Origin of the sequence: Streptomyces sp. NPDC002138, from assembly GCF_040296485.1 — a bacterium.
Taxonomy (GTDB): domain Bacteria; phylum Actinomycetota; class Actinomycetes; order Streptomycetales; family Streptomycetaceae; genus Streptomyces.
Genome location: NZ_JBEOXE010000095.1, coordinates 1 through 24523 on the forward strand (window position 1 = coordinate 1; position 24523 = coordinate 24523).

The window sequence follows — 24523 nt, forward strand, 5'->3', positions numbered from 1 at the left end:
AGTACGTCCAGTACGCGGGCTTCCGGCCGGCACACCGAGAGCACGCACCGGACGCCGCTCCTTCCCCACGGAGATCCATCAGACACCCCCTAGCCCCGCAGGGCTACGCTCGAGCCATGGCCGGCCGCTTCGATCCCCTCACCCGCTCCGCGATCCGCGGCGGCCGCACCGACGTCCCGCGCACCGACGTCCCGCGCCCCCAGGGCCCCGACTCCCAGGATCCCGCCCAGCCCGGGCCTGCGGATGCGGCCCCGGCCCCGGCCAAGGGGGCAGCCCAGCCCGGGCCTGCGGATGCGGCCCCGGCCCCGGCCAAGGGGGCAGCCCGGCCCGGCCTCAGCGCCACCCGTTCCGGCCCCAGCGCCACCCGGCCCGGCCCCAGCGCCACCCGGCCCGGCCCCACCGGCGCCGCCCAGCCCGGGCACGGGCCCGGGCATGGGCAGGGCCGGGAGCGGGTGTGCGTGGTGGAGGGGGGTGTCGACCTCGGGCTGACGTTGGGGCCGCTGCGGCGGGGGCCCGGCGACCCCACCTTCCGGACGACCCCCGACGGCTCCGTCTGGCTCGGCATCCGCACCCCCACCGGCCCCGCCACGCTCCGCGTGACCAAGACGGCCGCCACCATCACCGGCACCGCCTGGGGCCCCGGCACGGACTGGGCCCTCGCCCAGCTCCCCGCCCTGCTCGGCGCCGACGACGACCCCGCCGTCTTCGTCCCCCGCCACCGCCTCGTGCACACGAGCCACCGCAGCCGCCCCGGCCTGCGCCTGACCCGGACCGGGCTGGTCCTGCAGGCCCTGGTCCCCACGGTCCTGGAGCAGAAGGTCACCAGCGACGAGGCCTACCGCTCCTGGCGCCGCCTGGTCACCCGGCACGGCGAGCGCGCCCCCGGACCGCACCCGGACCTGTACGTGGTGCCCGATGCCCGCACCTGGGCCCTGATCCCGTCCTGGGACTGGCACCGGGCGGGCGTGGACGCGAAGCGCTCGGCCACCATCATCCGGGCGGCCCGCCTCGCGCCCCGCCTGGAGGAGGCCGCCGCGATGGACCTCCCGGCCGCCGCCGCCCGCCTGGAGGCCGTCCCCGGCATCGGCCCGTGGACCTCCGCCGAAACCCTCCAGCGCAGCAACGGCGCCCCCGACGCCGTCACCACCGGCGACCTGCACCTGCCGGGCATCATCGGTTACGCCCTCACCGGCGACCGCGGGGCCGACGACGCCGTGATGCTGGAGCTCCTGGCCCCGTACGCCGACCAGGGCGCGGGCCAGCGCCACCGCGCCGCCCGCCTGATCCTGCTGGCCGGCCGCACCCCGCCCCGCCGCGCCCCCCGGATGTACCGCAACGACATCGCCACGTTCTGACCGGGCGCCACCCCACAGGCAGCACCCACGGACGGCACCCCACCGGCACCCCACCGGCACCCATCCCCAGGCAGGGCTCACCGCACCTCGATGAACTCCTCCGCCACCCGCGCCGCCCGCTCCCGCGGAGCCCCGGCCGCGTGGCCGACGGCCACGGCGCCCATCGGGTCCCAGTCGTCCGGCAGCGCCAGCACCTCGCGCACCACGTCCCGGCAGAACATCGTCGAGGACACCCACGCCGAGCCGAGCCGTTCCCCGGCCAGCGCGACCAGGAAGTTCTGCACGCCCGCGCCCATCGCGACCACGAACATCTCCCGCTCGGCCGCGTCCCGCCGGGCGTGCCCGTAGTCGTGCGCGCCGTCCGTCACCAGGCACGGCACCACCAGGTACGGCGCCGCGCGCAGCACGTCCCCGCGCCGCACCCGCTTCGCGATCGACTCCGCGGACTTGCCGTCCCGCCGCAGGTCCGCGATCCACGCGTCCCGCATCGCGTCCAGCAGTTCCAGCCGAGCCGAGGCCGACTCCAGCAGGACGAACCGCCACGGCGTCGTGTGGTGCGGCGCGGGCGCGGTGACGGCCGCCGCGACGGCACGGCGTACGGCGCCGGGGTCGACCGGGTCGGCGGTGAACTCCCGCACCGTCCGGCGCCCGTGCACCGCTTCCCGTACCGCCTCGGAGGTCCCGAGCCGGAACATGTCGTCGGCGGGGGAGCGCACCAGCTCGCGCGCCGAGCCGCCCTCGGCCACCAGGTGGCCCAGGCCGCGCACGACGGCCACCGGCAGCCCGGTCGCCTTGCCCTTGACCAGGTCGCCGGCCGCGGCCAGCTCGTCGGCGGTGGCCACTATGGTCGCGCTGAGCGGATTGCCGTGGGCGTCGGCGCCGCCGCGCAGGTCGTCCAGGACGCGGACCCCGGCGGCGCCGATCGCGACGTCCGTCAGCCCGGTGCGCCAGGGTCGCCCGAAGGTGTCGGTCACGATGACGCCGACGTCCACCGACAGGGCCGTCCGCAGCCCCTCGCGGATCGCGCGCGCCGAGGCGTCCGGGTCGAGGGGCAGCAGCAGGACCGTGCCCGCGGCCGTGTTGGAGGCGTCGACCCCGGCGGCGGCCATGACCAGGCCCTGCCGGTTCTCGACGATGCGCAGCGGACCGCGGCGCGCGACCACCCGTACCGTCTCGGCGTCGATCGCCTCCTCGCGGGAGTCCGCGGCGACGATCCGGCCCTCCGCCTTGGAGACGATCTTCGAGGTGACGAGCAGGACGTCCCCGTCGCGCAGCTCCGGGGCGGCGCCCGCGATCAGCTTCGCCAGGTCGTCACCGGGCCGGATTTCCGGGAGTCCGCCGACCGCCCGTACCTCGTACGACGGGACGTCCACGCTCACCGGGAGGCCTCCGCCAGGTCCAACGCCGCCCGCGCCATCGCCGCGGTGGCGGCGAGGTCGGTCATCATCAGCGGCACCGCGCGGCAGGTGATCCCGGCGGCCTCGACCTCGGCGGTCGCCGCCGCGTCGGAGGTGTCCACGAGCCAGCCGTCCAGCAGACCGGTGCCGTAGTGCAGGGCGACCGCGGCGGCCGAGGACTCGACGCCGACCGCGGCCAGCACCTTGTCGGCCATCCCGCGCACGGGAGCGCCCCCGACGATGGGGGAGAGCCCGACCACGGGGGCCCCCGCGGCGGCCACGGCCTCGCGGATCCCGGGGACGGAGAGGATGGTGCCGATGGAGACGACCGGGTTGGACGGCGGGAAGATGATGATGTCGGCGGCCGCGATGGCCTCCAGGACGCCGGGCGCGGGCTTGGCCTGCTCGGCCCCGACCGGTACGACGGCCTCCGCGTCCACCGATGCCCGCAGCCGGACCCAGTACTCCTGGAAGTGGATGACCTTCCGCTCGCCGGTGACCGCGTCGGTGACCGCGACGTGGGTCTCGACCCGGTCGTCGGACATCGGCAGCAGCCGCACGCCGGGCTGCCAGCGGTCGCACAGCGCCTCGGTGACGGCGCTCAGCGGGTAGCCCGCGGCGAGCATCTGGGTCCGCACGATGTGGGTCGCGAAGTCGCGGTCGCCGAGGCCGAACCAGTCCGGTCCGACCCCGTAGGCCGCGAGTTCCTCCTTGACCTTGAAGGACTCGTCGGTGCGGCCCCAGCCCTGGTCCTCGTTGATGCCACCGCCGAGGGTGTACATCACCGTGTCCAAGTCGGGGCACACCTTGAGCCCGAACAGGTGAATGTCGTCACCGGTGTTGCCGATGACCGTGATGTCCGCGTCGGGCTCCGCCGACCTGAGGCCCCGCAGGAAACGGGCGCCGCCGATGCCGCCGGCCAGTACAACAATGCGCATGCTGCGCAGTGTGTCAGGCGGATACGGCGCTCTGACGGGCCGGGGAGCAGGAGTGAGCCGCGTTATGCCGGCCCGCGTCCCGGGCGTCGTCGTGCATCGGCATCTCGGTCAGGCCCGGGAAGTACACGTGCAGGCTGATCGCGCCGTCGAGGGAGTCGTTGACCACCTCGTGGGCGTAGCCGGGGGCGAAGACCCGCTGGCTGCCCGCGGCGAGGGTGCGCGGCCCGCGGGCGGTGTGCTCGGTGAGCTCGCCCTCCAGGACGGTGAGCACGCCGGAGGACGGGCCGTGGTCGTGGGTGCCGCTGCCCTGGCCGGGGACCCAGCTGAGCAGCCACACTTCGTAGCCGGGGCCGGTGCGCAGCCGGTGGTACCAGCGGGAGGCGGCGTCGTACTCGACGAGGTGTTCCCACTGGGAGCGGTCCCCGGCGATCGAGCGGGCGAGCCCGGCGAACTCGGCGACGGTGGCCGGGTGCTCGCGGGCGGGCCGCAGGAGGTGCTGGACGGAGAGGATGTCGCCCGCGATCTGGAGGTCGCTCTGGGCCGACTGGGGGGTCTTGCCCGACGGGGGGGTCTGGGTGTGCGTCGCGTTCATTGCGGAGGTACCTCGGCGGATGTCAGTGGCGCGGTCGCGCGGTCGGTTGCTGGGGGTGCGAAGCCGGTGCTCGGGGGAGCCGGAGCTCCGGGGGCATCAACAGCTGCAACAGCAACAGCGAACCTGGGCAGCGCACAGGAACCCACGAATGGGGGTCCGGGTGGCGGCTGCGGGCGCTGACATGGCAACAAGGAGACCGGTTCGTGGGGGCGACTGTCAACCCAATGTCCGGTTTGAGGGAAAAGTTTCACCTCATCCGGTTGTGCCGTGTGGAGAAAGGTTTGTGCACTCCGACTCCGGGCAGGTGGCGCTGCAACCACACCCCCGGGCGCCAGGGCGGGACCCTGGACCTCGTCACCTCGTGACCGGAATGTGATCTGTGCCGCTTCCGTGACAGGACTGCAACCCCGACCGGAAATGGCGCGTCGATCTTGAACGTAGGCCACATCCGGTCACCATCCGACCGGGCCTGTGGCATGTGTCATGGTTTTTGGCGATATGAACACTTTCTGCATACGCTTGGTTCCGCAGAGTGAATAAGGGGCCCAATAGCAGATCTCGGCTTGACTGCACAGGAGCCCCTCCTTGTAATTTCACTCGTGTCGTTCCGTAGCGATCGGTGACGGCAACACCACGGGGACGCGAAAACAGAGCGAGGGGCGCACATGACCGAGCTGTTTCAGGAACTGCTGGTCGAGGAGGCGGACGAGGAGCTCGGCTGGCAGGAGCGCGCACTGTGCGCCCAGACCGACCCCGAATCCTTCTTTCCCGAGAAGGGCGGCTCCACCCGCGAGGCCAAGAAGGTCTGCCTCGCCTGTGAGGTCCGCTCCGAATGCCTCGAGTACGCCCTCGCCAACGACGAGCGATTCGGTATCTGGGGCGGACTGTCCGAGCGCGAGCGCCGCCGGCTGAAAAAGGCCGCGGTCTGATTGCGCCGATACGTCCCGACGCACGCGCACCGGCACCCGAACCGGCACGCCGCACCGGGGCGAGACGCACACCGCACCCCCTGAGCAACAGAGCAAACGGTCCGCCTCCCGCACCTTCCCCGCAGGAGGCGGACCGTCGTGTTCCCAGCCGTTAGTGTGGGGCGCTGTCCAGCAGCCTCCGAGGGCACACCACCCCCGGACCCCCGGCCGGAGGGCCCGTACCGCGATGTCCCTGCACAGCCACTCGACGGCCTCCCACCAGGGCGCCGCCATCCCCGAGTTCCCCCGGCACGTCGTCACCGCGGTCGTCGTCGCCCACGACGGTGCCCGCTGGCTGCCTCAGACGCTCTCCGGACTGCTCGGCCAGGAACGGCCCGCCCAGCTCCACGTCGCCGCCGACAACGGCAGCTCCGACGACTCCGCGCGCCTGCTCGCCGAAGCCTTCGGTGACGACCGGGTCCTGCACCTGGCCCGCCGCACCGGATTCGGCGCGGCCGTCGACGAGGCCGCCGCCGCGGCGCCCGTCCTCACCCCCGAGGACCTGCCCTACCTCAAGCGCCCCAGCGGCTGGGACCCCGTCAGCCGCACCTGGCAGGACGAGAACTACGAGCTGCCCGACCTGCCGCACGGCGAACCCGTCCAGTGGCTCTGGCTGCTCCACGACGACTGCGCCCCCGCACCCGACGCCCTCGCCGAACTCCTGCGCGTCGCCGAGGAGAACCCCGAGGCCGCCGTCATCGGCCCCAAGCTGCGCGGCTGGTACGACGCCAAGCAGCTCCTCGAAGCCGGCGTCACCATCGCGCGCGGCGGCCGCCGCTGGACCGGCCTGGACCGCCGCGAACAGGACCAGGGCCAGCACGACCAGGTCCGCCCGGTGCTGTCCGTCTCCACCGCGGGCATGCTGGTGCGCCGCGACGTCTACGACGCCCTCGGCGGCTTCGACCGCCGCCTGCCCCTGATGCGCGACGACGTGGACCTGTGCTGGCGCGCCCAGAGCGCGGGCCATACCGTCCTCGTCGCCCCCGACGCCGTACTGCGCCACGCCGAGGCCTCCGCCCGCGAGCGCCGCACCGTCGACTGCGCCGGGCGCTCCGCGGTCAGCCCGCACCGCGTCGACAAGGCGGGCGCCGTCTACACGGTGCTCGTCAACTCCTCCGGCCGCGCCCTGCCGTACGTCCTGCTCCGCATCCTCGTCGGCACCGCCCTGCGCACCCTCGCCTACCTCGTCGGCAAGGCCCCCGGCCAGGCCGTCGACGAGGTGACCGGCCTGCTCGGCACCCTGCTGCGCCCCGGCCGGATCCTCGGCGCCCGCCGACGCCGCGGCCGCCCCGCCGTCCCCGCCAAGGAACTGCGCCCGCTCTTCCCCCCGCCCGGCGCCACCCTGCGCGCCAACGTCGAACAGCTCGCCGGGTACTTCGGCGCCGACCGCGACAGCGAACCCTCCGGCGGAGCCGGCCGGCACGGCGGCGCCGTCGAATCCGGGCCCGGCGGCGACGACGCCGACTTCCTGGAGATCGAACAGTTCGCGCGCCTGCGGCGGATCGCCCGCAAGCCCGCGCCCGTCCTCTTCGCCCTGCTGCTCGTCGTCTCCCTCGTCGCCTGCCGCGCCCTCCTCACCGGCGGCTCCCTCATGGGCGGCGCGCTGCTGCCCGCCCCCGACGGAGCCCTCGCCCTGTGGCGGAGCTACGCCGACGACTGGCACGCCGTCGGCACCGGCTCCACCGCGGGCGCGCCCCCCTACCTCGCCGTCCTCGGCGCGCTCGCCGTCCTGCTGTTCGGCTCCACCCAGACCGCGCTGACCCTGCTGCTGGTCTGCTCCGTCCCGCTCGCCGGACTCACCGCCTACTTCGCCTCCCGGCCGCTCGTCTCCTCCCGGCTGCTGCGCGCCTGGGCCGCCATCGCCTACGCCTTCCTGCCCGCCGTCACCGGAGCGCTGGCCACCGGCCGCCTCGGCACCGCCGTCCTCGCCATCCTGCTGCCGCTCATCGCCCGCTCCGCCGTCACCGCCTGCGGGCTGGCCGGCTCCGCAGCCGCCGACGGGGGCAAGGGCGGCCTGCGCTCGGTGTGGACGTTCGCCCTGCTGCTGACCGTGGCGAGCGCCTTCACCCCGGTGATCTGGCCGCCGGCCGCGCTCCTCGGGCTCGCCGCGCTGATCGTGCGCCGGGCCGCGTGGAAGACGTACGCCCCCCGCCTGGCCGCCGCCCTCGCCGTCCCGCTGCTGGTCCTGGCCCCCTGGTCGCTGAACCTGTTCACCCACCCCGCCGCCTTCCTGCGCGAGGCGGGCCTGCCCTACGGCTCCGGCGCGGCCTCCGCCCTGGACCTGCTCGGCATCAGCCCCGGCGGCCCCCGCGCCACCGCCGGAGTACTGCTCCTCGGCGTCGTCGTGGCCGCCCTGGCCGCCCTGCTGCGCGAGGAGCGCCGCTTCGCCGTCGGCGCCGCCTGGGCCGCGGCGCTCACCGCGCTGCTCCTCGCCGTCCTGGTCAACCGCACCGCCTGGGCCGGACCGCTCACCCTCGGGTACGGCCTGGCCCTGCTCGCGGCCGCCGCCATCGGCGCCGACGGCGCCAAGGAACGCGTCGCCGCCCGCAGCTTCGGCTGGCGCCAGCCGCTCGCCGCGCTCGTCGCCCTCGCCGCCGCCGCGGGCCCGCTGCTCCTCGCGGCCGGCTGGATGCTCGGCGGGGCCGACGGCCCGCTGGAGCGCCGCGACCCGGTCCAGGTGCCCGCCTTCGTCGCCGAGGAGAGCGGCACCCGCGACCAGCCCCGCACCCTCGTCCTCGGCGGCGCCTCGCCCGCCCGGGTCGACTACACCCTCGTACGCGGCTCCGGCGGCCGCATCGGCGACGCCGAGCTCGCCGCCGCGGCGGGCAGCGACACCCGCCTCGACAAGGCGGTCTCCAGCCTGGTCGCGGGCTCCGGCGCCGACCAGAGCGCCCAGCTCGGCGGCTTCGCCATCCGCTACGTCCTCGTCCGCGACGGCGCCCCGCGGCAGATCCACCGGATCCTCGACGCCACCCCCGGCCTGAGCCGCCTCAGCCAGCTGGACGGCGACGCGCTGTGGCGGGTGGACCGTCAGGTCGCCCGCGCCGTGATCGTTCCCGGCAAGCCGGGCGAGGCCCCCATCCCGGTCGCCTCCGGTCCCGTCGAAGCCCACACCCGGATCGCGGCGGGCGAGGGCGGCCGCGTCCTGCGCATCGCCGACCGGGCCGACCCCGGCTGGCAGGCCACCCTCGACGGCAAGCCGCTGAAGAGGAAGACGGTCGACGGCTGGGCCCAGGGCTTCGAACTCCCCGCCGCGGGCGGCCGCCTCGACCTCGTCCACGCCGACTCCCTCGCCGGCACCGCCTGGCGCTGGACCCAGGGCGCGCTCGCCGTCCTGCTCCTCGTCATGGCCCTGCCCGGCCGCCGCCGCAGCCTGGACGACGACCTCCCGGACGAGGAGAGCGCCGTACCGTCCCAGCCGGGACCGGACGGAGCGGGCGAGGGCCGCCGCGCCCGCCGCCTGCGCGCCGAGGCCGCCCCCGCGGCGGAGCCCGCCGCGGCCGGGACCGACGCCGACCCGTACGCGCAGATCCCGGCCCAGCAGGACTACGCCCCGCAGGATTACGCCCCGCAGGACCGCCCCGGGCCGCAGGAGGGCCAGGAGTACGGCGGCCAGGAGTACGGCGGGCAGGCCCCGCAGGAGTACGCCCAGCAGGAACCGGCGTACGCCGATCAGGGCTATGCCCCCGGCTACGAGCAGCAGCCGGACCCGCAGTACGGCTACCCCCAGCAGCCCGCGCAGCCCTACGACCCGTACGCGCAGCAGTACCCGCCCCAGCAGCCCCCGCAGCAGCCGTACCCGTACGACCCGTACGCCCAGTACGACGCCTACGGACAGCCCATCCAGCGCCCGGACGGGAGCCCCCAGCAGTGAAGCGCGCCCCCCTGGCCCTCGCGGCCGTCACCACCGCCCTCGCCGCCGTCACCGGCATCGCGGCCCTCACCGCGCCCGCCGCCCCGGCCGCGGCCGACGCCAAGGCCCGGCAGCAGTCCGCGGCCGGGCTCCCCGTCGAACGCTCCACCCTGGTCTGCCCGGCGCCCAGCACCTCCGACATCGCCGACACCACCTATACGACGATCACCCCGGGCAAGGCCGGGTCGCAGGCGGGGTCACCCGCCAAGGGCAGCGCCCGGCTGACCGGCGCCACCAAGGACGCCAAGCCGGTCCTGGAACCCAAGACCCCCGGCACCCCGGTCGGCGCCACCTCCACCGGCGCCGAGGCCCCCGCCCTGACCGGCACCGCCGACGGCGTCCTCGCGCCCGGCTGGACCGCCCAGCAGACCACCCAGGTCGCCGTCGGCCAGGCGCGCGGCCTGCTCGGGGTCGCCTGCACCGCCCCCGGCACCGAGTTCTGGTTCCCCGGCACGAGCACCGCCAAGGGCCGCCAGGACTACGTCCACCTCACGAACGCGGACGACACCCCCGCCGTCGTCGACATCCAGCTCTTCGGTCCCGAGGGCGCGCTGAAGACCGACGCGGGCAGCGGCGAGAACATCAAGATCGGCCCGAAGTCCAGCGTCGCGGTGCTGCTGTCCACCCTCGCGCCGAGCGCCCAACTCGCCGACGTCACCGCCCGGGTGACGACCCGTTCGGGCCGGGTCGGCGCCTCGGTCCAGGTCGCCGAGGACGGCGTCGGCACCGACTGGCTGCCCGCCTCCACCGACCCGGCGGGCTCCCTCGTGCTGCCCGGCATCCCGGCCGACGCCACCTCCGTACGGCTGGTCGCCCACGCGCCCGGCGAAGAGGACGCCGACCTCACGCTGCGCCTCGCCGGACCCGGCGGCTCGATCACCCCGGCGGGCAGCGAACAACTGCACGTCAAGGGAGGCATGTCGGTGAGCGTCGACCTCAAGGACGTCACCCGCGGCGAGGCCGGTTCACTCGTCCTGACGCCCTCCGGCGGCCACAAGGCCGTCCCGGTGGTGGCCGCGGTCCGGGTGGTCCGCGGCAGCGGAAGCAAGCAGGAACTCGGCTTCATCGCGGCCTCCGGCCCGGTCGGCGCCCGCGCCACCGTCGCCGACAACCGCACCGACACGGGATCGACCACCGTGTCGCTGACCGTGCCGTCCGGCGCGAAGGACGCCAAGGTCCGGATCACCGCCTCCCCGGGCACCCAGGGCGGCGAGGCGGCCGTCAAGGAGTTCACCGTCAAGGCGGGCACCACCCTGGCGATCCCCCAGCCGCCGGCCCCGGCGGGCGGCAAGGGCTCGTACGCGCTGACCGTCGAGACGCTCTCGGGCGGCCCGGTCCACGCGTCGCGCACCCTGTCCCTGCCGCACGAGGGGATCGCGATGTTCACGGTCCAGTCCTTCGCGGACGACCACGGCACGGTCCCGGTCCCCAAGGCCGTCCAGGACCTCTCGATCCTGACCGGCTGACCGGCTGACCGGCTGACCGGCTGACCGGCTGACCGGGCTCCCCCGGGCCTCCACGAGGCCCGGGGGAGTGGCCTATTCCGGTCCGTCCTGCCCGTACCGCGGATCCACCGTCTCCGGCGTGAGCCCCAGCAGCTCGGCCACCTGCTCCACCACGATCTCGTGCACGAGCATCGCCCGCTCGTCCCGCGACTTCGTCCGGATCTCCACGGGCCGCCGGTACACCACGATCCGCCCCGGCCGCCCGCCCTCCGGCGAGTGCATCCCGCCCAGCGGCACCGCCTCGTCGTTCCAGCCGCCGTCCGGGCCGCCGGGCGGCGCGGGCACCTCGCCCACCAGGAACTCCACGTCGGCCAGCTGCGGCCAGCGCCGCTCCAGGCGCTCGACCGAATCCCGTACGAGATCCCCGAACAGCTCCCCGCGGCTGGCGGACAGCGGCACCTGCGGCGGGGCGAGCGGTCCGCGCATCCCCCGTCCGTGGCGGTCACGCCTTCGCGTCCGCGGTTCCTGGGGCGGTCCATCGGCAGGGGGAGTCAGAGGGGTGTCCATCACCCTCGCAGGGTAGCCCTCACCGCCGGGCCGGGGGCCCGCCCGCAACGGCCCCCGGCCCGGTTCGGACGGCGACACGGCACCCGGCCGCGGGGGAGTCGTCGCGGCCCGGTCAAGAGTGCGGTACCGTCCAACGTCGTGAGCCTTGTACGTCGCTGTTCTCGCACCGCGTGCGGCCGCCCTGCCGTCGCGACACTGACGTACGTCTACGCCGATTCGACCGCAGTCCTCGGCCCGCTCGCCACCTACGCCGAACCCCACTGCTACGACCTGTGCGCCGAGCACTCGGAGCGCCTCACCGCGCCCCGCGGCTGGGACGTCGTACGGCTGTCGGACGGCTGCGCGCCCTCCCGCCCCACCGGGGACGACCTCGAAGCCCTCGCCAACGCCGTCCGCGAGGCGGCCCGCCCGCACGAGCGCGCGGACCGGACCGGCGGCGGCCAGGGCGCGGGCCCCCAGAGCCTCGGCGGAGCGAATGGTTCCGCCACCCCCGGGCAGGCGAACGGTCCGACCCGGCGCGGCCACCTGCGGGTGCTGCGCTCCCCGGAGTCCTGACCGGTCCCGACCCCCGGGCTTCATCCGATCGTCGGAAGAGACGCCCGGTGTGCAGGGTAGGTTTGGTGCCCCGTACAGAACCCTCAGGAGGGCAGGCAGTGGCTGCTGATCTTTCGAACATCGTCAAGGCGTACGACGTCCGAGGCGTCGTCCCGGACGAGTGGGACGAGCGTTTGGCGGAGCTGTTCGGCGCGGCGTTCGTCGAGGTCACGAACGCCTCGGCGATCGTCATCGGCCACGACATGCGCCCCTCCTCGCCCGGCCTGTCGAGCGCCTTCGCGCGCGGCGCCGCGGCCCGCGGGGTCGACGTCACCCTGATCGGCCTGTGCTCCACGGACCAGCTGTACTACGCCTCGGGCCTGCTCGACCTGCCCGGCGCCATGTTCACCGCCTCGCACAACCCGGCCCAGTACAACGGCATCAAGATGTGCCGGGCGGGCGCCGCCCCCGTCGGCCAGGACACCGGGCTCGCGCAGATCCGCGAACTGGTCGAGAAGTGGTCCGACGAGGGCGCTCCCGAGACCGCCCCCGTCGCCGCCGGCACCATCACCGAGCACGACAGCCTCCCCGGGTACGCCGCCCACCTCAAGGGCCTGGTCGACCTCACCGCGATCCGCCCCCTGAAGGTCGTCGTCGACGCGGGCAACGGCATGGGCGGCCACACCGTCCCGACCGTCTTCGACGGGCTCCCGCTGGAGCTCGTACCGATGTACTTCGAACTGGACGGGACCTTCCCCAACCACGAGGCCAACCCCCTCGACCCGAAGAACATCGTCGACCTCCAGGCCCGTGTGCTGGCCGAGGGCGCCGACCTCGGTCTCGCCTTCGACGGCGACGCCGACCGCTGCTTCGTCGTCGACGAGCGCGGCCAGGGCGTCTCGCCGTCCGCGATCACCGCCCTCGTCGCGGCCCGCGAGCTGGCCCGCAACGGCGGCAGCGGCGTCGTGATCCACAACCTGATCACCTCCTGGTCCGTCCCCGAGGTCGTCCGCGAGAACGGCGGCACCCCCGTCCGCACCCGCGTCGGCCACTCCTTCATCAAGGAGGAGATGGCCAAGTCCGGCGCCATCTTCGGCGGCGAGCACTCGGCGCACTACTACTTCAAGGACTTCTGGAACGCGGACACCGGCATGCTCGCCGCGCTCCACGTCCTCGCGGCCCTCGGCGGCCAGGACGGCCCGCTCTCCGGGCTCGTCGCCGCCTACGACCGCTACCAGGGCTCCGGCGAGATCAACTCCACCGTCGCCGACCAGGCCGGCCGGATGGCGGCCGTCAAGGCGGTGTACGCCGGCCAGGAAGGCATCGGCACCGACGAGCTGGACGGCCTCACCGTGACCGGCGCGGACTGGTGGTTCAACCTGCGCCCCTCCAACACCGAACCGCTGCTGCGCCTGAACGTGGAGGCCCGCGACACCGCGACCCTGCACAAGGTGCGCGACGAGGTGCTGGCGCTCATCCGCGCCTGACCCCGCTCCACCCCCGCCGGGCCGCGCGCGTCGCGGCCCGGCGGTACGCTGACCTGGCCAATCCGCATGTTCGAAGGGACGCCCCCATGCCGCTCGAAGCCGGTCTTCTGGAGATCCTCGCCTGCCCCGCCTGTCACGCCCCCCTGCGGGACGAGTCGGCCGACGCGGACGCACCCGAGCTGATCTGCACCGGCCAGGACTGCGGCCTCGCGTACCCCGTGCGCGACGGCATCCCCGTCCTCCTCGTCGACGAGGCCCGCCGCCCCGCCTAGGCCGCACTGATCGGGGTATACGGGCCCCGGGTCCCCTCCGGGCGCTACGTTGGGCCCGCAACGCCCCTGACGACGACCGGAGGCCGCCATGCTGGACGACTCGCTCCTCGACGCACCCGAGGAGCTGGCCCGCGCCGACCGCAGCGGCCTGCTCCGCGGCGCCGCCGACGCCGGAGCCCGGGTCCGCACCGCGGTCCGGCACGCGGCCGAGGCCGGGCTGGGCGACCTGCGCCCCGAAGGACGGCCCCGCGCCGTCATGGTCGCGGGCCCCGGCACGGCCGCCACCGGGGTCGCCGACCTGATCTCCGCCCTCGCGGGCGCCGTGGCCCCGGTGACCCGGCTGCACCCCGTGGGCGTGGCCCCGGCCGCCGGAGCCATGCGCTGGACCCTGCCCGGCTGGGCCGGACCCGTGGACCTGCTGCTCCTCACCACCACCGACGGCACCGAGCCCGGCCTCGAAGTCCTCGTGGAGCAGGCCTACCGGCGCGGCTGCACCCTCGTCGCCGTGGCCCCTGAGCGCTCGCCGCTCAGCGAGGCCGTCCTCGGCGCGCACGGGCTCTTCGTACCGATGGCCAAGGCCCCGTACCAGGAGTACGACGAGAGCGCCGCGGCCGGACCGGGCGCCCTGTGGGCCCTGCTGACCCCGCTGCTCGTCCTCCTCGACAAGCTCGGCCTGGTCACCGCCGCTCCCGCCACCCTCCAACTGGTCGCCGACCGCCTCGACCGCACCGCCGAGCGCTGCGGGCCGGCCATCACGACGTACGGCAACCCGGCCAAGACCCTCGCCTCCGAGCTCGCCGACTCCCTCGCGCTGATCTGGACCGAGGGCCCCGGCGCGGCCCCGGCCGGCCGCCGCTTCGCCGCCACCCTCGCCGAGCTGGCGGGCCGGCCCGCGCTGGCCGCCGAGCTGCCCGAGGCGCTGCCCGCCCACGGGACCCTGCTCGCGGGGGCCCTCGCCGCGGGCGCCGATCCCGACGATTTCTTCCGTGACCGGGTCGAGGAGCCGCAGGCTCTGCACGCCCGGGTCGTCCTGCTGCGTGACCGGCCCGCAGGCGGACTCACCGCCGCGCCCGCCGCACGCGAACTCGCCCACAGCCACGACACGGCCATCAGCGAGATCGAACCCGAGGAGGGCGGCGACCTCGAACAGCTCGCCGAACTCCTGGCGGTCACGGACTTCGCCACCGCGTACCTCGCGCTGGCCACAAGGGGACGTACCTGAGGGCACGCACCTGTGCCCCGCCCACCACCCAGGAAGACGAAGACCGATGGACCGCCTCACGAACACGATCCGCCCCTACGCCTGGGGCTCGGCCACCGCCATTCCGGCGCTGCTCGGCATCGAGCCCACCGGCGAGCCGCAGGCCGAGATGTGGATGGGCGCCCACCCGAGCGCCCCCTCGCGGCTCGACCGGGGCGCGGGCGAGACGACCCTGTCCGCGGTCATCGACGCCGACCCCGAGCGCGAGCTGGGCGCCGCCACCGTCGCCAAGTTCGGCCCGCGGCTGCCCTTCCTGCTCAAGCTCCTGGCGGCCGGAGCCCCGCTCTCCCTCCAGGTCCACCCCGACCTGGCGCAGGCGCGGAAGGGCTTCGCCGACGAGGAACGCCGGGGCGTCCCCATCGACGCGGGACAGCGCAACTACAAGGACCCCAACCACAAGCCCGAGATGCTCTGCGCCCTCACCCCCTTCGACGGGCTGTGCGGCTTCCGCCCGCCGCTGGAGGCCGCCGAACTGCTCGCGGGCCTGGAGGTGGACAGCCTCAAGCCGTACGTCGACCTGCTGCGCGCCCACCCCCAGGAGGCCGCGCTGCGCGAGGTGCTCACCGCCGTCCTGACCGCGGACCGCGCCGAGATGGCCCGTACGGTGACCGAGGCCGCGGTCGCCGCCGAACGCCTGGGCGGCCCGTACAAGCCGTACGCCGCGCTGGTCCACGACTTCCCCGGCGACCCGGGCGTGATCGCGGCCATGCTGCTCAACCACTTCCAACTCCAGCCGGGCGAGGCCGTGTTCCTCGGCGCCGGCGTCCCGCACGCCTACCTCGACGGCCTCGGCGTGGAGCTCCTCGCCAACTCCGACAACGTGCTGCGCGCCGGACTCACCCCCAAGCACGTCGACGTACCCGAGCTGCTCGAGGTCGTCCGCTTCGAGCCCCGCGACCCGGGCGTGCTGCGCCCCGAGGACGACGGTGACGGCGAGGAGGTCTACGCGGCCCCCATCGACGAGTTCCGGCTCTCCCGCTTCGCCCTCGCCCCCGGCGGCGCCGCCCGCGCCCTCCCGGACACCGCCCCGCAGATCCTGCTGTGCACCGCGGGCGCCCCACGGGTGGGTGAACTGACCCTGGCCCCGGGCGAATCGGTCTTCGTCCCGGCGGGCGAAAAGACCGCCTTGTCCGGTACCGGTACGGTCTTCCGTGCCACGGTGGTGCTCTGACGTACCGTCCGTACCGATCGCTGCAACAATGTGCGGCCGTAGCACGGCGCCCCGGCCAGGGCCGCCGTACCGAGGAAGGGAAGTCACCACACCATGAGCGCGTCGGGCGGTACCAAGGCGATCGTGGCGGCACTCGCCGCCAATCTCGCCATCGCTGTAGCCAAGTTCGTGGCTTTCCTCTTCAGCGGTTCCTCGTCGATGCTCGCGGAAAGCGTCCACTCGCTGGCGGACTCCGGAAACCAGGGGCTGCTGCTCCTCGGCGGGAAGAAGGCCCAGCGCGAGGCGACACCGCAACACCCCTTCGGTTACGGCCGCGAGCGGTACATCTACGCCTTCCTCGTCTCCATCGTGCTCTTCACCGTCGGTGGCATGTTCGCCATCTACGAGGGCGTGGAGAAGATCAAGGAACCGCACGCCATCGAGCACTGGTACTGGCCGGTCGGCGTCCTGGTCTTCGCGATCGTCGCCGAGTCCTTCTCCTTCCGCACCGCGATCAAGGAGTCGAACGAGATCCGCGGCTCGCTGTCGTGGGGCCAGTTCATCAGGCGGGCCAAGGCACCCGAGCTGCCCGTCGTGCTCCTGGAGGACTTCGGCGCGCTGATCGGCCTGGTCCTCGCCCTCGGCGGCGTCGGCATCGCGCTGGCCACCGGCGACGGCGTCTGGGACGGCATCGGCACCCTGTGCATCGGCGTCCTGCTCATCGCCATCGCCATCATCCTGGCCGCCGAGACCAAGTCCCTGCTGCTGGGCGAGGCCGCCGGCACCGAGCAGGTCGAGCAGATCAAGGCCGCGCTCGTCGACGGGGACACCGTGACCCGCGTCATCCACATGCGTACGCTCCACCTCGGCCCGGAGGAACTCCTGGTCGCGGCGAAGATCGCCGTACGGCACGACGAGACCGCCACCGAGGTCGCGGCCGCCATCAACGCGGCCGAGGAGCGGATCCGCACGGCGGTCCCGATCGCCCGGGTGATCTACCTGGAGCCCGACATCTACAACGCGGAGACGGCGGCCAAGGGCGCCAACCCGGCCGCGACCCCGGGCGGCAACGGCCACTGACGGCCCCGGAGACGTCCCGGCGCCCCCGGGGGCGCACAACAGCCCGCCCGGCGTTTGAGGGCCCGCCGGAGGCAACGGATCCTGCGGAGGGCTGCGCTTGCGGGTGTGCCCCGGGAGCGCACATCCAGCCCGCCCGGCGTTTGAGGGCCCGCCGGAGGCAACCGATCCTGCGGAGGGCTGCGCTTGCGGGGTGTGTCCCGGAGGCGAAAACCAGCCCGCCCGGCGTTTGAGGGCCTGCCGGAGGCAGGCCGTCCGGCGGGTTCCCGCCGGGGGTGGGCCCGGGGGCGCGCAACCAGCCCGCCCGGCGTTTGAGGGCCCGCCGGAGGCAAAAGGCAGGTCTGGGACACGCCCGGGCCCCGTGCCGCCGAGATGGCGGTACGGGGCCCGGGGAGGCAACGCGCGGCTACCGGATCTCGCGCAGCACGTCCAGGATGGCCGCCTCGTCCGGCGCCGACTGGAGGCGGGCGCGGAAGTCGGAGTCCATCAGCTTGCGCGAGAGCAGCGCCAGGATCCGCAGGTGCTCATCGCCCGCCGCGGCCTCCGGCACCGAGATCATGAAGACCAGCTTCGCCTTCGTACCGTCCAGGGCGCCCCACTCGATGCCCTCGGCGGAGCGCGCGAAGCCGACGGTGGGGCGGCTGACCGCGTCCGTCTTGGCGTGCGGGATGGCGATCGACTCGCCGAGCCCCGTGGTGCCCTGCGCCTCACGGGCCAGCGCGACGCGCACCAGCTCCTCGGTGTCCCGGACGTTGCCGGTGGTGGCCAGCATCGCCGCCATCTCGCGGATCGCGGCCTCCTTGCCGTCCGCGGCCAGCTCGGTCTTGACCGTCCGGCCGGTCAGGTACCCGGACAGCACCTCGCCCTCCGCGTCGCCCGCGGGGGAGGCGACGGGGGAGGCCGCGGCGGCGACCGGGGCCGCCTGGGAGGCCCGTACCGCTGTCCCGGCCCCCGCACCGGCTCCCGCCCCCGCGCCCGAGCCGACGCCCACGAGCACGGGCGCGGGCGCGGGCGCACCGCCGCCGGCCACCACCGCGGCCCCGTTCTGCTTGCGCTCCCTCAGCTCGATGAGCGCGTTCGTCGTGAGCGCCGTGACCACCGTGCCCGCCGCGATCGCGATCAGGAACCAGGCCCAGCCGCTGATCGCGCCGAGCGCGGCGACCACCGGACCGCCGTGCGGCACGTGGTCGCCGACACCCGCCACGCCCGCGATGGCACCGGCGACCGCGCCGCCGAGCATGTTCGCCGGGATGACGATGGCCGGGCGGGCCGCCGCGAAGGGGATCGCGCCCTCCGAGATGCCGAACATGCCCATGAACAGGGCCGCCATACCGGTGTCCCGCTCCTGGTCGGAGTACAGCTTGCGGCGCAGCACCGTCGCCAGGCCCTGGCCGAGCGGCATGACCGGAATGGCCGCCGCGCACATGCCCATGACCGCGTAGTTGCCGGACGCGATCAGGCCCGTACCGAAGAGGAAGGCGGTCTTGTTGACCGGACCGCCCATGTCGAAGGCGATCATCAGGCCGAGCAGCGCGCCGAGCAGGATCGCGCTGGTCCCGGTCATCCCGGACAGCCAGCTGGTCAGGTTCTCGAACACCCAGGAGATGGGCTTGCCGATGACGTAGATGAAGAACAGGCCGAGCGCCGTCGTCGCGATGATCGGGATCACGATGATCGGCATGATCGGCTGGACGACCTTGGGGACCTTGACCTTCTTGATCCACAGCACCAGGAAACCGGCCAGGAAGCCCGTCACGATGGCGCCGATGAAGCCCGCGCCCGCCTTGGAGTGGTACAGCGACCCGGTGTTCGCGATGAAGCCGCCGATCATGCCCGGCACCAGTGCGGGCCGGTCGCCGATGGCATAGGCGATGTACCCGGACAGGATCGGGATCATCAGGGTGAAGCCGAGGACGCCGATCTGGAAGATGTGGTCCCAGAAGGTGCCCGGGGTGACCGCGTAGCCCGTCTCGGTGGCGTGACCGCCCAGGGCCAGCGCGATGGCGATCAGCAGCCCGCCGACCACCACGAACGGGATCATGTACGAGACGCCGTTCATCAGCGCCTTGTAGGCCAGGCTGCGCTCCTTGCCGCCCCCGCCCGAACCGGCCGCGGCCGCCGTGCCTTCCTGTACCGGCGCGCTCCGCACCCGCTCGATCAGTTCCTCCGGCTTGTGGATGCCGTCCGCGACGCCGACCGAGAGGACCCGCTTGCCGACGAACCGCTCGCGGTCCACCTCCTTGTCGGCGGCGATGATGATCCCGTCCGCCTGACTGACATCGTTGTCAGAGAGCACGTTCTCGGCCCCGATGGAGCCCTGCGTCTCCACCTTCATGTCGACGCCGAGGCGCTCGGCCGCCTGCTGGAGCTTCTCCGCCGCCATGTAGGTGTGCGCGATCCCGGTGGGGCAGGCGGTCACGGCGAGCAGCTTCGGGCGCTTGCCCCCGCGGCCGCTCGCACCCCCATCGCCTGAAGGGCTTGCCGGACTGGTCACTGGTATCTCCTCACGCCGTGGATCGCGCGTACGTTCCGATCCACCGGCATCCTCCCCCGTTCGGGGGGCGCATCAAAAGTCCAAAAGGCCCTGAACCGGCCCGGCGGAAGACCCGAAGACGGGATACGACCAGATCCCCGGCCCACTGGGGCACGCTCGGCCGATCGGTGTAGATTCGTCATCAGTGTCAGGCGTCGCCGCTGATGGCGGTCGGGCGGTCCTCGTGACCGGCCGTGGGGAGAGAGGGCCTCCGACGGACTGTGCTCAGTGCGCCGTTCACCCGGTGCACGGCTCAGCCGTACCCACCTCTCGACCCCGAGGAGCAGCCCGCATGACCGCCGACTTCACCGACTTCAAGGTCGCCGACCTCTCCCTCGCCGCCTTCGGCCGCAAGGAGATCACCCTCGCCGAGCACGAGATGCCCGGTCTGATGTCGATCCGCGCCGAGTACGCGGCCGCCCAGCCGCTCGCGGGCGCCCGCGTCACCGGCTCCCTGCACATGACGGTCCAGACCGCCGTGCTCATCGAGACCCTCGTCGCGCTCGGCGCCGACGTCCGCTGGGCCTCCTGCAACATCTTCTCCACCCAGGACCACGCGGCCGCCGCCATCGCGGTCGGCCCGACCGGTACCCCCGAGGCCCCGGCCGGCGTCCCCGTCTTCGCCTGGAAGGGCGAGACGCTGGAGGAGTACTGGTGGTGCACCGAGCAGGCGCTGACCTGGCCGAACACCCCCACCGGCGGCCCGAACATGATCCTCGACGACGGGGGTGACGCCACCCTCCTCGTCCACAAGGGCGTCGAGTTCGAGAAGGCCGGCGCGGCCCCGGACCCGTCGACGGCGGACTCCGAGGAGTACGCCCACATCCTCACGCTGCTGAACCGCACCCTCGGCGAGAACCCGCAGAAGTGGACGCAGCTCGCGTCCGAGATCCGCGGCGTCACCGAGGAGACCACCACCGGTGTGCACCGCCTGTACGAAATGATGTCGGAGGGCACCCTGCTCTTCCCGGCGATCAACGTGAACGACGCCGTCACCAAGTCGAAGTTCGACAACAAGTACGGCTGCCGCCACTCCCTGATCGACGGCATCAACCGCGCCACCGACGTCCTCATCGGCGGCAAGGTCGCGGTCGTCTTCGGCTACGGCGACGTCGGCAAGGGCTGCGCCGAGTCGCTCCGCGGCCAGGGCGCGCGCGTCATCATCACCGAGATCGACCCGATCTGCGCCCTGCAGGCGGCGATGGACGGCTACCAGGTCGCCACCCTCGACGATGTCGTCGAGACGGCCGACATCTTCATCACCACGACCGGCAACAAGGACATCATCATGGCCGCCGACATGGCCAAGATGAAGCACCAGGCCATCGTGGGCAACATCGGTCACTTCGACAACGAGATCGACATGGCCGGTCTCGCGAAGATCGACGGCATCGTCAAGGACGAGGTCAAGCCCCAGGTCCACACCTGGAAGTTCCCCGACGGCAAGGTCCTCATCGTCCTCTCCGAGGGCCGCCTGCTGAACCTCGGCAACGCGACCGGGCACCCGTCCTTCGTGATGTCCAACTCCTTCGCGGACCAGACCCTGGCCCAGATCGAGCTGTTCACGAAGCAGTCCGAGTACCCGACCGACGTCTACGTCCTCCCCAAGCACCTGGACGAGAAGGTCGCGCGCCTCCACCTCGACGCCCTCGGCGTCAAGCTCACGACCCTGCGTCCGGAGCAGGCCGCCTACATCGGCGTCCCGGTCGAGGGCCCGTACAAGCCGGACCACTACCGCTACTGATCCCACCGGATCCGGCGCGGCACCACCGCACGTCAGGCACGTCAGGCAGGCCCCCGGCAGCGATGCCGGGGGCCTGCCCCGTCCCCACGCCATACCCGAACCCGTACCCGAAGGTTGAGCCATGCCGCGCGGCCGCTACTCGCTCCACGACACGCACGACCACACCCCGCTCGGCGAGGAGCACTTCCACTGCGCCCCCGGGCCCTCGGGCTGGCGTTACGTCTCCCAGCTCACCGCCCCGGACGGCGGCCACCGGGGCTCCGTCGACCTGGCCGTCGACGAGCTGGGCCGCCCGATCCGGATGGAGCTGAACGCGTCGAGCTGGCAGGTGCGCGGCGCCGCGATCGACGGGGTCACCTGGGTCCGTACCGACCCCACCGGCAGCGAGGCCACCGAGGGAAACGTCCGCGCCTCCGGCTTCACCGGCACCTCGCCGGCCTTCCTGGTCTCCACGGCCCGCCTGCTGCACCTCGCGCCCGGCGCTCCCGCGACCCGGATCCGGCTGGTGGCCCTCACCGACCCGGTGCTCGCGCCCCGTACGGTCGACCAGGCCTGGCAGCTGACGGAGCGCGCGGAGCACGCCACCGACAGCGGCCCGCTGCTGGTGGACACCTACCGGATCAGCGCCCTCGACACGGGCGAGGTGCACACGGTCCACCTGGCCGGGGACGTCGTCCTCTCCGCCCCCGGCATCGAACTCGAACACCTCGAGACCCCGCCCTCGGTCTTCCCGGAGCGCGACCAGGACGAGGACCGGGACCGGGACCAGGACCGGGACCGGGACCAGTACTGAGCCCTACGCGGGCGGCGCGAACCCGCCGGACCGCGGCTTCTCCGGAGCCACGGGCGCCACAGGTGCCACGGCCGGCACGGGTGCCACGGGTGCCACGGGTGCCATGGGCAGCGGAGGGACGTACGGCTGCTGCGCGTACGAAGGCGCGGGCGCGGCGTACGGCTGGGGCGCGGCCCGGAAGGCCCGCGCCGCGTCGCGCGACTGCCGCTCGTGGACCACGGCCGCCAGGTACGCCGCGGCCGGCACCCCGGGCGGTGGGGGCGTCCCCGTACGGGCCACCAGGTCGTCGGCCAGCCGGACCGCCATCTGCGCGCCCACCTGCGGGTCCAGCTGTCCCATCCGGGTCAGGTACTGGCGGATCGCCAGCCACAGCCCGTCCGGCACCCCCGACAGGTCCAGCCCGGTGAACCGCCCGGCCAGCCCCGGCGGGGGCGGCGGCACCGGTACCACCCGGGCCCCCGGCACCCGCTCTCGGACCACGAGGGTCCCCGCGAAGACGTCCCCGAGGCGCCGCCCCCGCTCGGACACCAGCGAGGCGATGCAGGCCACGATCCCGAAGGTGCCCAGCAGTTCCACCGCGCCCATCGCGCCGCGCACCAGCGCGTGCCGGAACCGGATCGGCCCGCCGTCGTCGCGCACCACGCGCAGCCCGCACGCGAGCTTCCCGAGCGAGCGCCCGTGGCTCAGCGTCTCCACCGCGATCGGTGTGCCGATCATGAACAGCAGGAAGCTCGCCACCATGACCGCGGCCATGGCCGCCGTGTCCAGGGAGGCAACGGCGAAGATCATGCCTATGTTGATCACTTGGTAGCCGACGAAATACACGACCAGGTCGAGGGCGAACGCCAACCCCCTGCTCGGCAGCCGTGCGGGCCTCAGCCCCAGGACGACCGCGTCCCCCGTCACCAGATCGCTCACCGACGCACACCCTTCACGTGACCTGCCCCGCCCCTTGTTCATCAAGTCTGCCAAGCTGACCACAGTAGGAGTAGGGAACCTGGGGCAGGGGAGCGGTTACCGGATGGATCTCGATGTGTTCGTGGCCGCACACCGCGCGGAGTGGGACCGCCTGGAGGTGCTCCTGCGCCGCGGCCGCCACCTCACCGGAGCCGAGGCCGACGAACTCGTCGCGCTCTACCAGCGCACCTCGACCCACCTCTCGCTGATCCAGTCGAGCGCGCCCGACCCGATGCTGACGGGCCGGCTCACCCAGCTCGTCGCCCGCGCCCGCGCGACGGTGACCGGTGCCCGCCGGGCCGGCTGGCGCGACGCGGCCCGCTTCTTCACCGCCGGTTTCCCGGCCGCGGTCTACCGCAGCCGCCGTTGGTGGATACCGACCGCGGTGCTCTCGACCGCGCTGGCCGCGCTGATCGGCTGGTGGATAGCCGCCCACCCCGAGGTCCAGGCCTCGATCGGAGCGCCCGGGGAGCTGCGGGAGATGACCCGGCCGGGGGGCCAGTACGAGACGTACTACTCCAGCCACCCCGCGGCCTCGTTCGCCGCCCAGGTCTGGACGAACAACGCGCAGGCCGTCGCGATCTGCCTGGTCTTCGGCGCCTTCCTCGGCATCCCGGTGCTGTGGATCCTCTTCCAGAACATGCTCAACCTCGGGATCGGCATCGGCCTGATGTCCTCGGCCGGCCGTCTCGACGTCTTCCTCGGCCTGATCCTTCCGCACGGTCTGCTCGAACTGACGGCGGTGTTCGTCGCCGCCGGTACGGGCCTGCGCCTGGGCTGGACGGTCATCGACCCGGGTCCGCGCACCCGCCGCGAAGCCCTCGCCGAACAGGGCCGCTCGGCCCTCGGCATGGCCATCGGCCTGGCCGTGGTCCTCTTCGTCGCGGGCACGATCGAAGGCTTCGTCACCCCCTCCGGCCTGCCCACCTGGGCCCGCATCGGCATCGGTGTCGTGGTGGAGGCGCTGTTCCTGACGTACGTCTACGTCCTCGGCGGCCGCGCCGCCCGCGCGGGCGAGGTCGGCGACGTCGAAGCGGCCGACCAGAGCGCGACCCTCCCGACCGCCGCCTGATGTGCGGACCGGGCAGCTGAGCTGCTAGTCTCCTCGTCGTCCCGCAAACGCCGTTGACACGGCGGCCGCGGGGAGGTAGATTCGAACGGTTGCCTCGAACTGGACAAGTTCGGCAGCGATGGTTTAAAGTCTTTCTCGCCCCCCAAGGAATTCAATTTCTCTGTTCGGGGCACAGCCAACTCCTTTTCGGGATGTGAACGCCGGGAAAACCGGTGGGAAACTTCTGATAGAGTCGGAACCGCCGGAAAGGGAAACGCGAAAGCGAAAACCTGGAAAGCGAAACCCGCTTCGACCGGGAATCGGACACGAAAGAGTCTGATAGAGTCGGAAACGAAGAACGAAGCCCGGAGGAAAGCCCCAGTAGTGATACTGCGGGTGAGTACAAAGGAAGCGTCCGTTCCTTGAGAACTCAACAGCGTGCCAAAAATCAACGCCAGAAGTTGATACCCCGTCCACTTCGGTGGATGA

The 24523-nt window shown here is 73.4% G+C and carries 19 protein-coding genes; 13 read left to right on the forward strand and 6 right to left on the reverse strand.

Annotated features, from left to right (window positions below; all coding sequences use genetic code 11):
• Positions 1-452 precede the first annotated feature (452 nt).
• Positions 453-1355 (forward strand): DNA-3-methyladenine glycosylase family protein, encoded by a 903-nt coding sequence (locus tag ABT084_RS34980; protein WP_351053024.1) that lies wholly within the window; start codon positions 453-455, stop codon positions 1353-1355.
• A 77-nt stretch (positions 1356-1432) separates the two neighbouring features.
• On the opposite strand, the gene ABT084_RS34985 is transcribed toward ABT084_RS34980, so the two are convergent.
• From ABT084_RS34985 to ABT084_RS34995, 3 genes are read right to left on the reverse strand one after another with little or no spacing between them, the layout of a single operon-like run.
• Positions 1433-2734 (reverse strand): coenzyme F420-0:L-glutamate ligase, encoded by a 1302-nt coding sequence (locus ABT084_RS34985; RefSeq protein WP_351052986.1) that lies wholly within the window; start codon positions 2732-2734, stop codon positions 1433-1435.
• On the reverse strand, positions 2731-3690 hold the full coding sequence (cofD, locus tag ABT084_RS34990) for a 2-phospho-L-lactate transferase (RefSeq protein ID WP_351052989.1): 960 nt from the start codon (positions 3688-3690) through the stop codon (positions 2731-2733). Before cofD ends, ABT084_RS34985 begins: the two co-directional genes overlap by 4 nt.
• 13 nt (positions 3691-3703) lie before the next feature.
• Complete coding sequence (locus ABT084_RS34995; protein WP_351052991.1) at positions 3704-4282, reverse strand: cysteine dioxygenase; 579 nt, start codon at positions 4280-4282, stop codon at positions 3704-3706.
• Positions 4283-4947: 665 nt separating this feature from the next.
• Between ABT084_RS34995 and ABT084_RS35000 the strand changes: the two genes are divergently transcribed.
• The 3 genes from ABT084_RS35000 (at position 4948) to ABT084_RS35010 (ending at position 10629) form a co-directional block, all read left to right on the forward strand.
• On the forward strand, positions 4948-5211 hold the full coding sequence (locus tag ABT084_RS35000; RefSeq protein ID WP_003983763.1) for a WhiB family transcriptional regulator: 264 nt from the start codon (positions 4948-4950) through the stop codon (positions 5209-5211).
• 226 nt (positions 5212-5437) lie between these two features.
• The gene (locus tag ABT084_RS35005; RefSeq protein ID WP_351052994.1) at positions 5438-9124 is read left to right on the forward strand and encodes a glycosyltransferase family 2 protein; all 3687 of its coding nucleotides are present in this window, start codon (positions 5438-5440) and stop codon (positions 9122-9124) included.
• Positions 9121-10629: a DUF5719 family protein gene (locus ABT084_RS35010; protein WP_351052996.1), complete on the forward strand. Its 1509-nt coding sequence runs from the start codon at positions 9121-9123 to the stop codon at positions 10627-10629. The genes ABT084_RS35005 and ABT084_RS35010 overlap by 4 nt, the downstream gene beginning before the upstream one ends.
• Positions 10630-10701: 72 nt before the next feature.
• On the opposite strand, the gene ABT084_RS35015 is transcribed toward ABT084_RS35010, so the two are convergent.
• On the reverse strand, positions 10702-11175 hold the full coding sequence (locus ABT084_RS35015) for a metallopeptidase family protein (RefSeq protein WP_351053027.1): 474 nt from the start codon (positions 11173-11175) through the stop codon (positions 10702-10704).
• 138 nt (positions 11176-11313) lie between these two features.
• Between ABT084_RS35015 and ABT084_RS35020 the strand changes: the two genes are divergently transcribed.
• The 6 genes from ABT084_RS35020 (at position 11314) to ABT084_RS35045 (ending at position 16959) form a co-directional block, all read left to right on the forward strand.
• The gene (locus ABT084_RS35020) at positions 11314-11730 is read left to right on the forward strand and encodes a DUF3499 domain-containing protein (protein WP_351052998.1); all 417 of its coding nucleotides are present in this window, start codon (positions 11314-11316) and stop codon (positions 11728-11730) included.
• Positions 11731-11828: 98 nt separating this feature from the next.
• Positions 11829-13196, forward strand: coding sequence for a phosphomannomutase/phosphoglucomutase (locus tag ABT084_RS35025; RefSeq protein ID WP_351053000.1), 1368 nt, complete (start codon positions 11829-11831; stop codon positions 13194-13196).
• A gap of 86 nt (positions 13197-13282) precedes the next feature.
• Positions 13283-13468, forward strand: coding sequence for a Trm112 family protein (locus tag ABT084_RS35030; RefSeq protein WP_351053003.1), 186 nt, complete (start codon positions 13283-13285; stop codon positions 13466-13468).
• A gap of 88 nt (positions 13469-13556) precedes the next feature.
• Entirely contained in the window at positions 13557-14690 is a 1134-nt protein-coding gene (locus ABT084_RS35035; RefSeq protein ID WP_351053005.1) for an SIS domain-containing protein, read from the forward strand.
• Positions 14691-14736: 46 nt separating this feature from the next.
• A complete protein-coding gene (manA, locus tag ABT084_RS35040) occupies positions 14737-15900 on the forward strand; it encodes a mannose-6-phosphate isomerase, class I (RefSeq protein WP_351053006.1) in 1164 nt (387 codons plus the stop codon).
• Positions 15901-15993: 93 nt separating this feature from the next.
• Positions 15994-16959 (forward strand): cation diffusion facilitator family transporter, encoded by a 966-nt coding sequence (locus ABT084_RS35045; RefSeq protein WP_351053008.1) that lies wholly within the window; start codon positions 15994-15996, stop codon positions 16957-16959.
• Positions 16960-17362: 403 nt separating this feature from the next.
• Here the strand turns inward: ABT084_RS35045 and ABT084_RS35050 are convergent, their stop codons facing one another.
• Complete coding sequence (locus tag ABT084_RS35050; RefSeq protein WP_351053011.1) at positions 17363-19450, reverse strand: fructose-specific PTS transporter subunit EIIC; 2088 nt, start codon at positions 19448-19450, stop codon at positions 17363-17365.
• A gap of 331 nt (positions 19451-19781) precedes the next feature.
• Here ABT084_RS35050 and ahcY point away from each other — a divergent pair, with 331 nt between their 5' ends.
• The gene (ahcY, locus tag ABT084_RS35055; protein ID WP_351053013.1) at positions 19782-21233 is read left to right on the forward strand and encodes an adenosylhomocysteinase; all 1452 of its coding nucleotides are present in this window, start codon (positions 19782-19784) and stop codon (positions 21231-21233) included.
• Between the two features lie 121 nt (positions 21234-21354).
• The gene (locus ABT084_RS35060; RefSeq protein ID WP_351053016.1) at positions 21355-22026 is read left to right on the forward strand and encodes a hypothetical protein; all 672 of its coding nucleotides are present in this window, start codon (positions 21355-21357) and stop codon (positions 22024-22026) included.
• Between the two features lie 3 nt (positions 22027-22029).
• Here ABT084_RS35060 and ABT084_RS35065 read toward each other — a convergent pair whose 3' ends face one another.
• Positions 22030-22944 (reverse strand): RDD family protein, encoded by a 915-nt coding sequence (locus ABT084_RS35065; RefSeq protein WP_351053019.1) that lies wholly within the window; start codon positions 22942-22944, stop codon positions 22030-22032.
• Positions 22945-23047: 103 nt separating this feature from the next.
• Between ABT084_RS35065 and ABT084_RS35070 the strand changes: the two genes are divergently transcribed.
• The gene (locus ABT084_RS35070; protein WP_351053021.1) at positions 23048-24055 is read left to right on the forward strand and encodes a stage II sporulation protein M; all 1008 of its coding nucleotides are present in this window, start codon (positions 23048-23050) and stop codon (positions 24053-24055) included.
• The last annotated feature ends 468 nt before the right edge of the window (positions 24056-24523 follow it).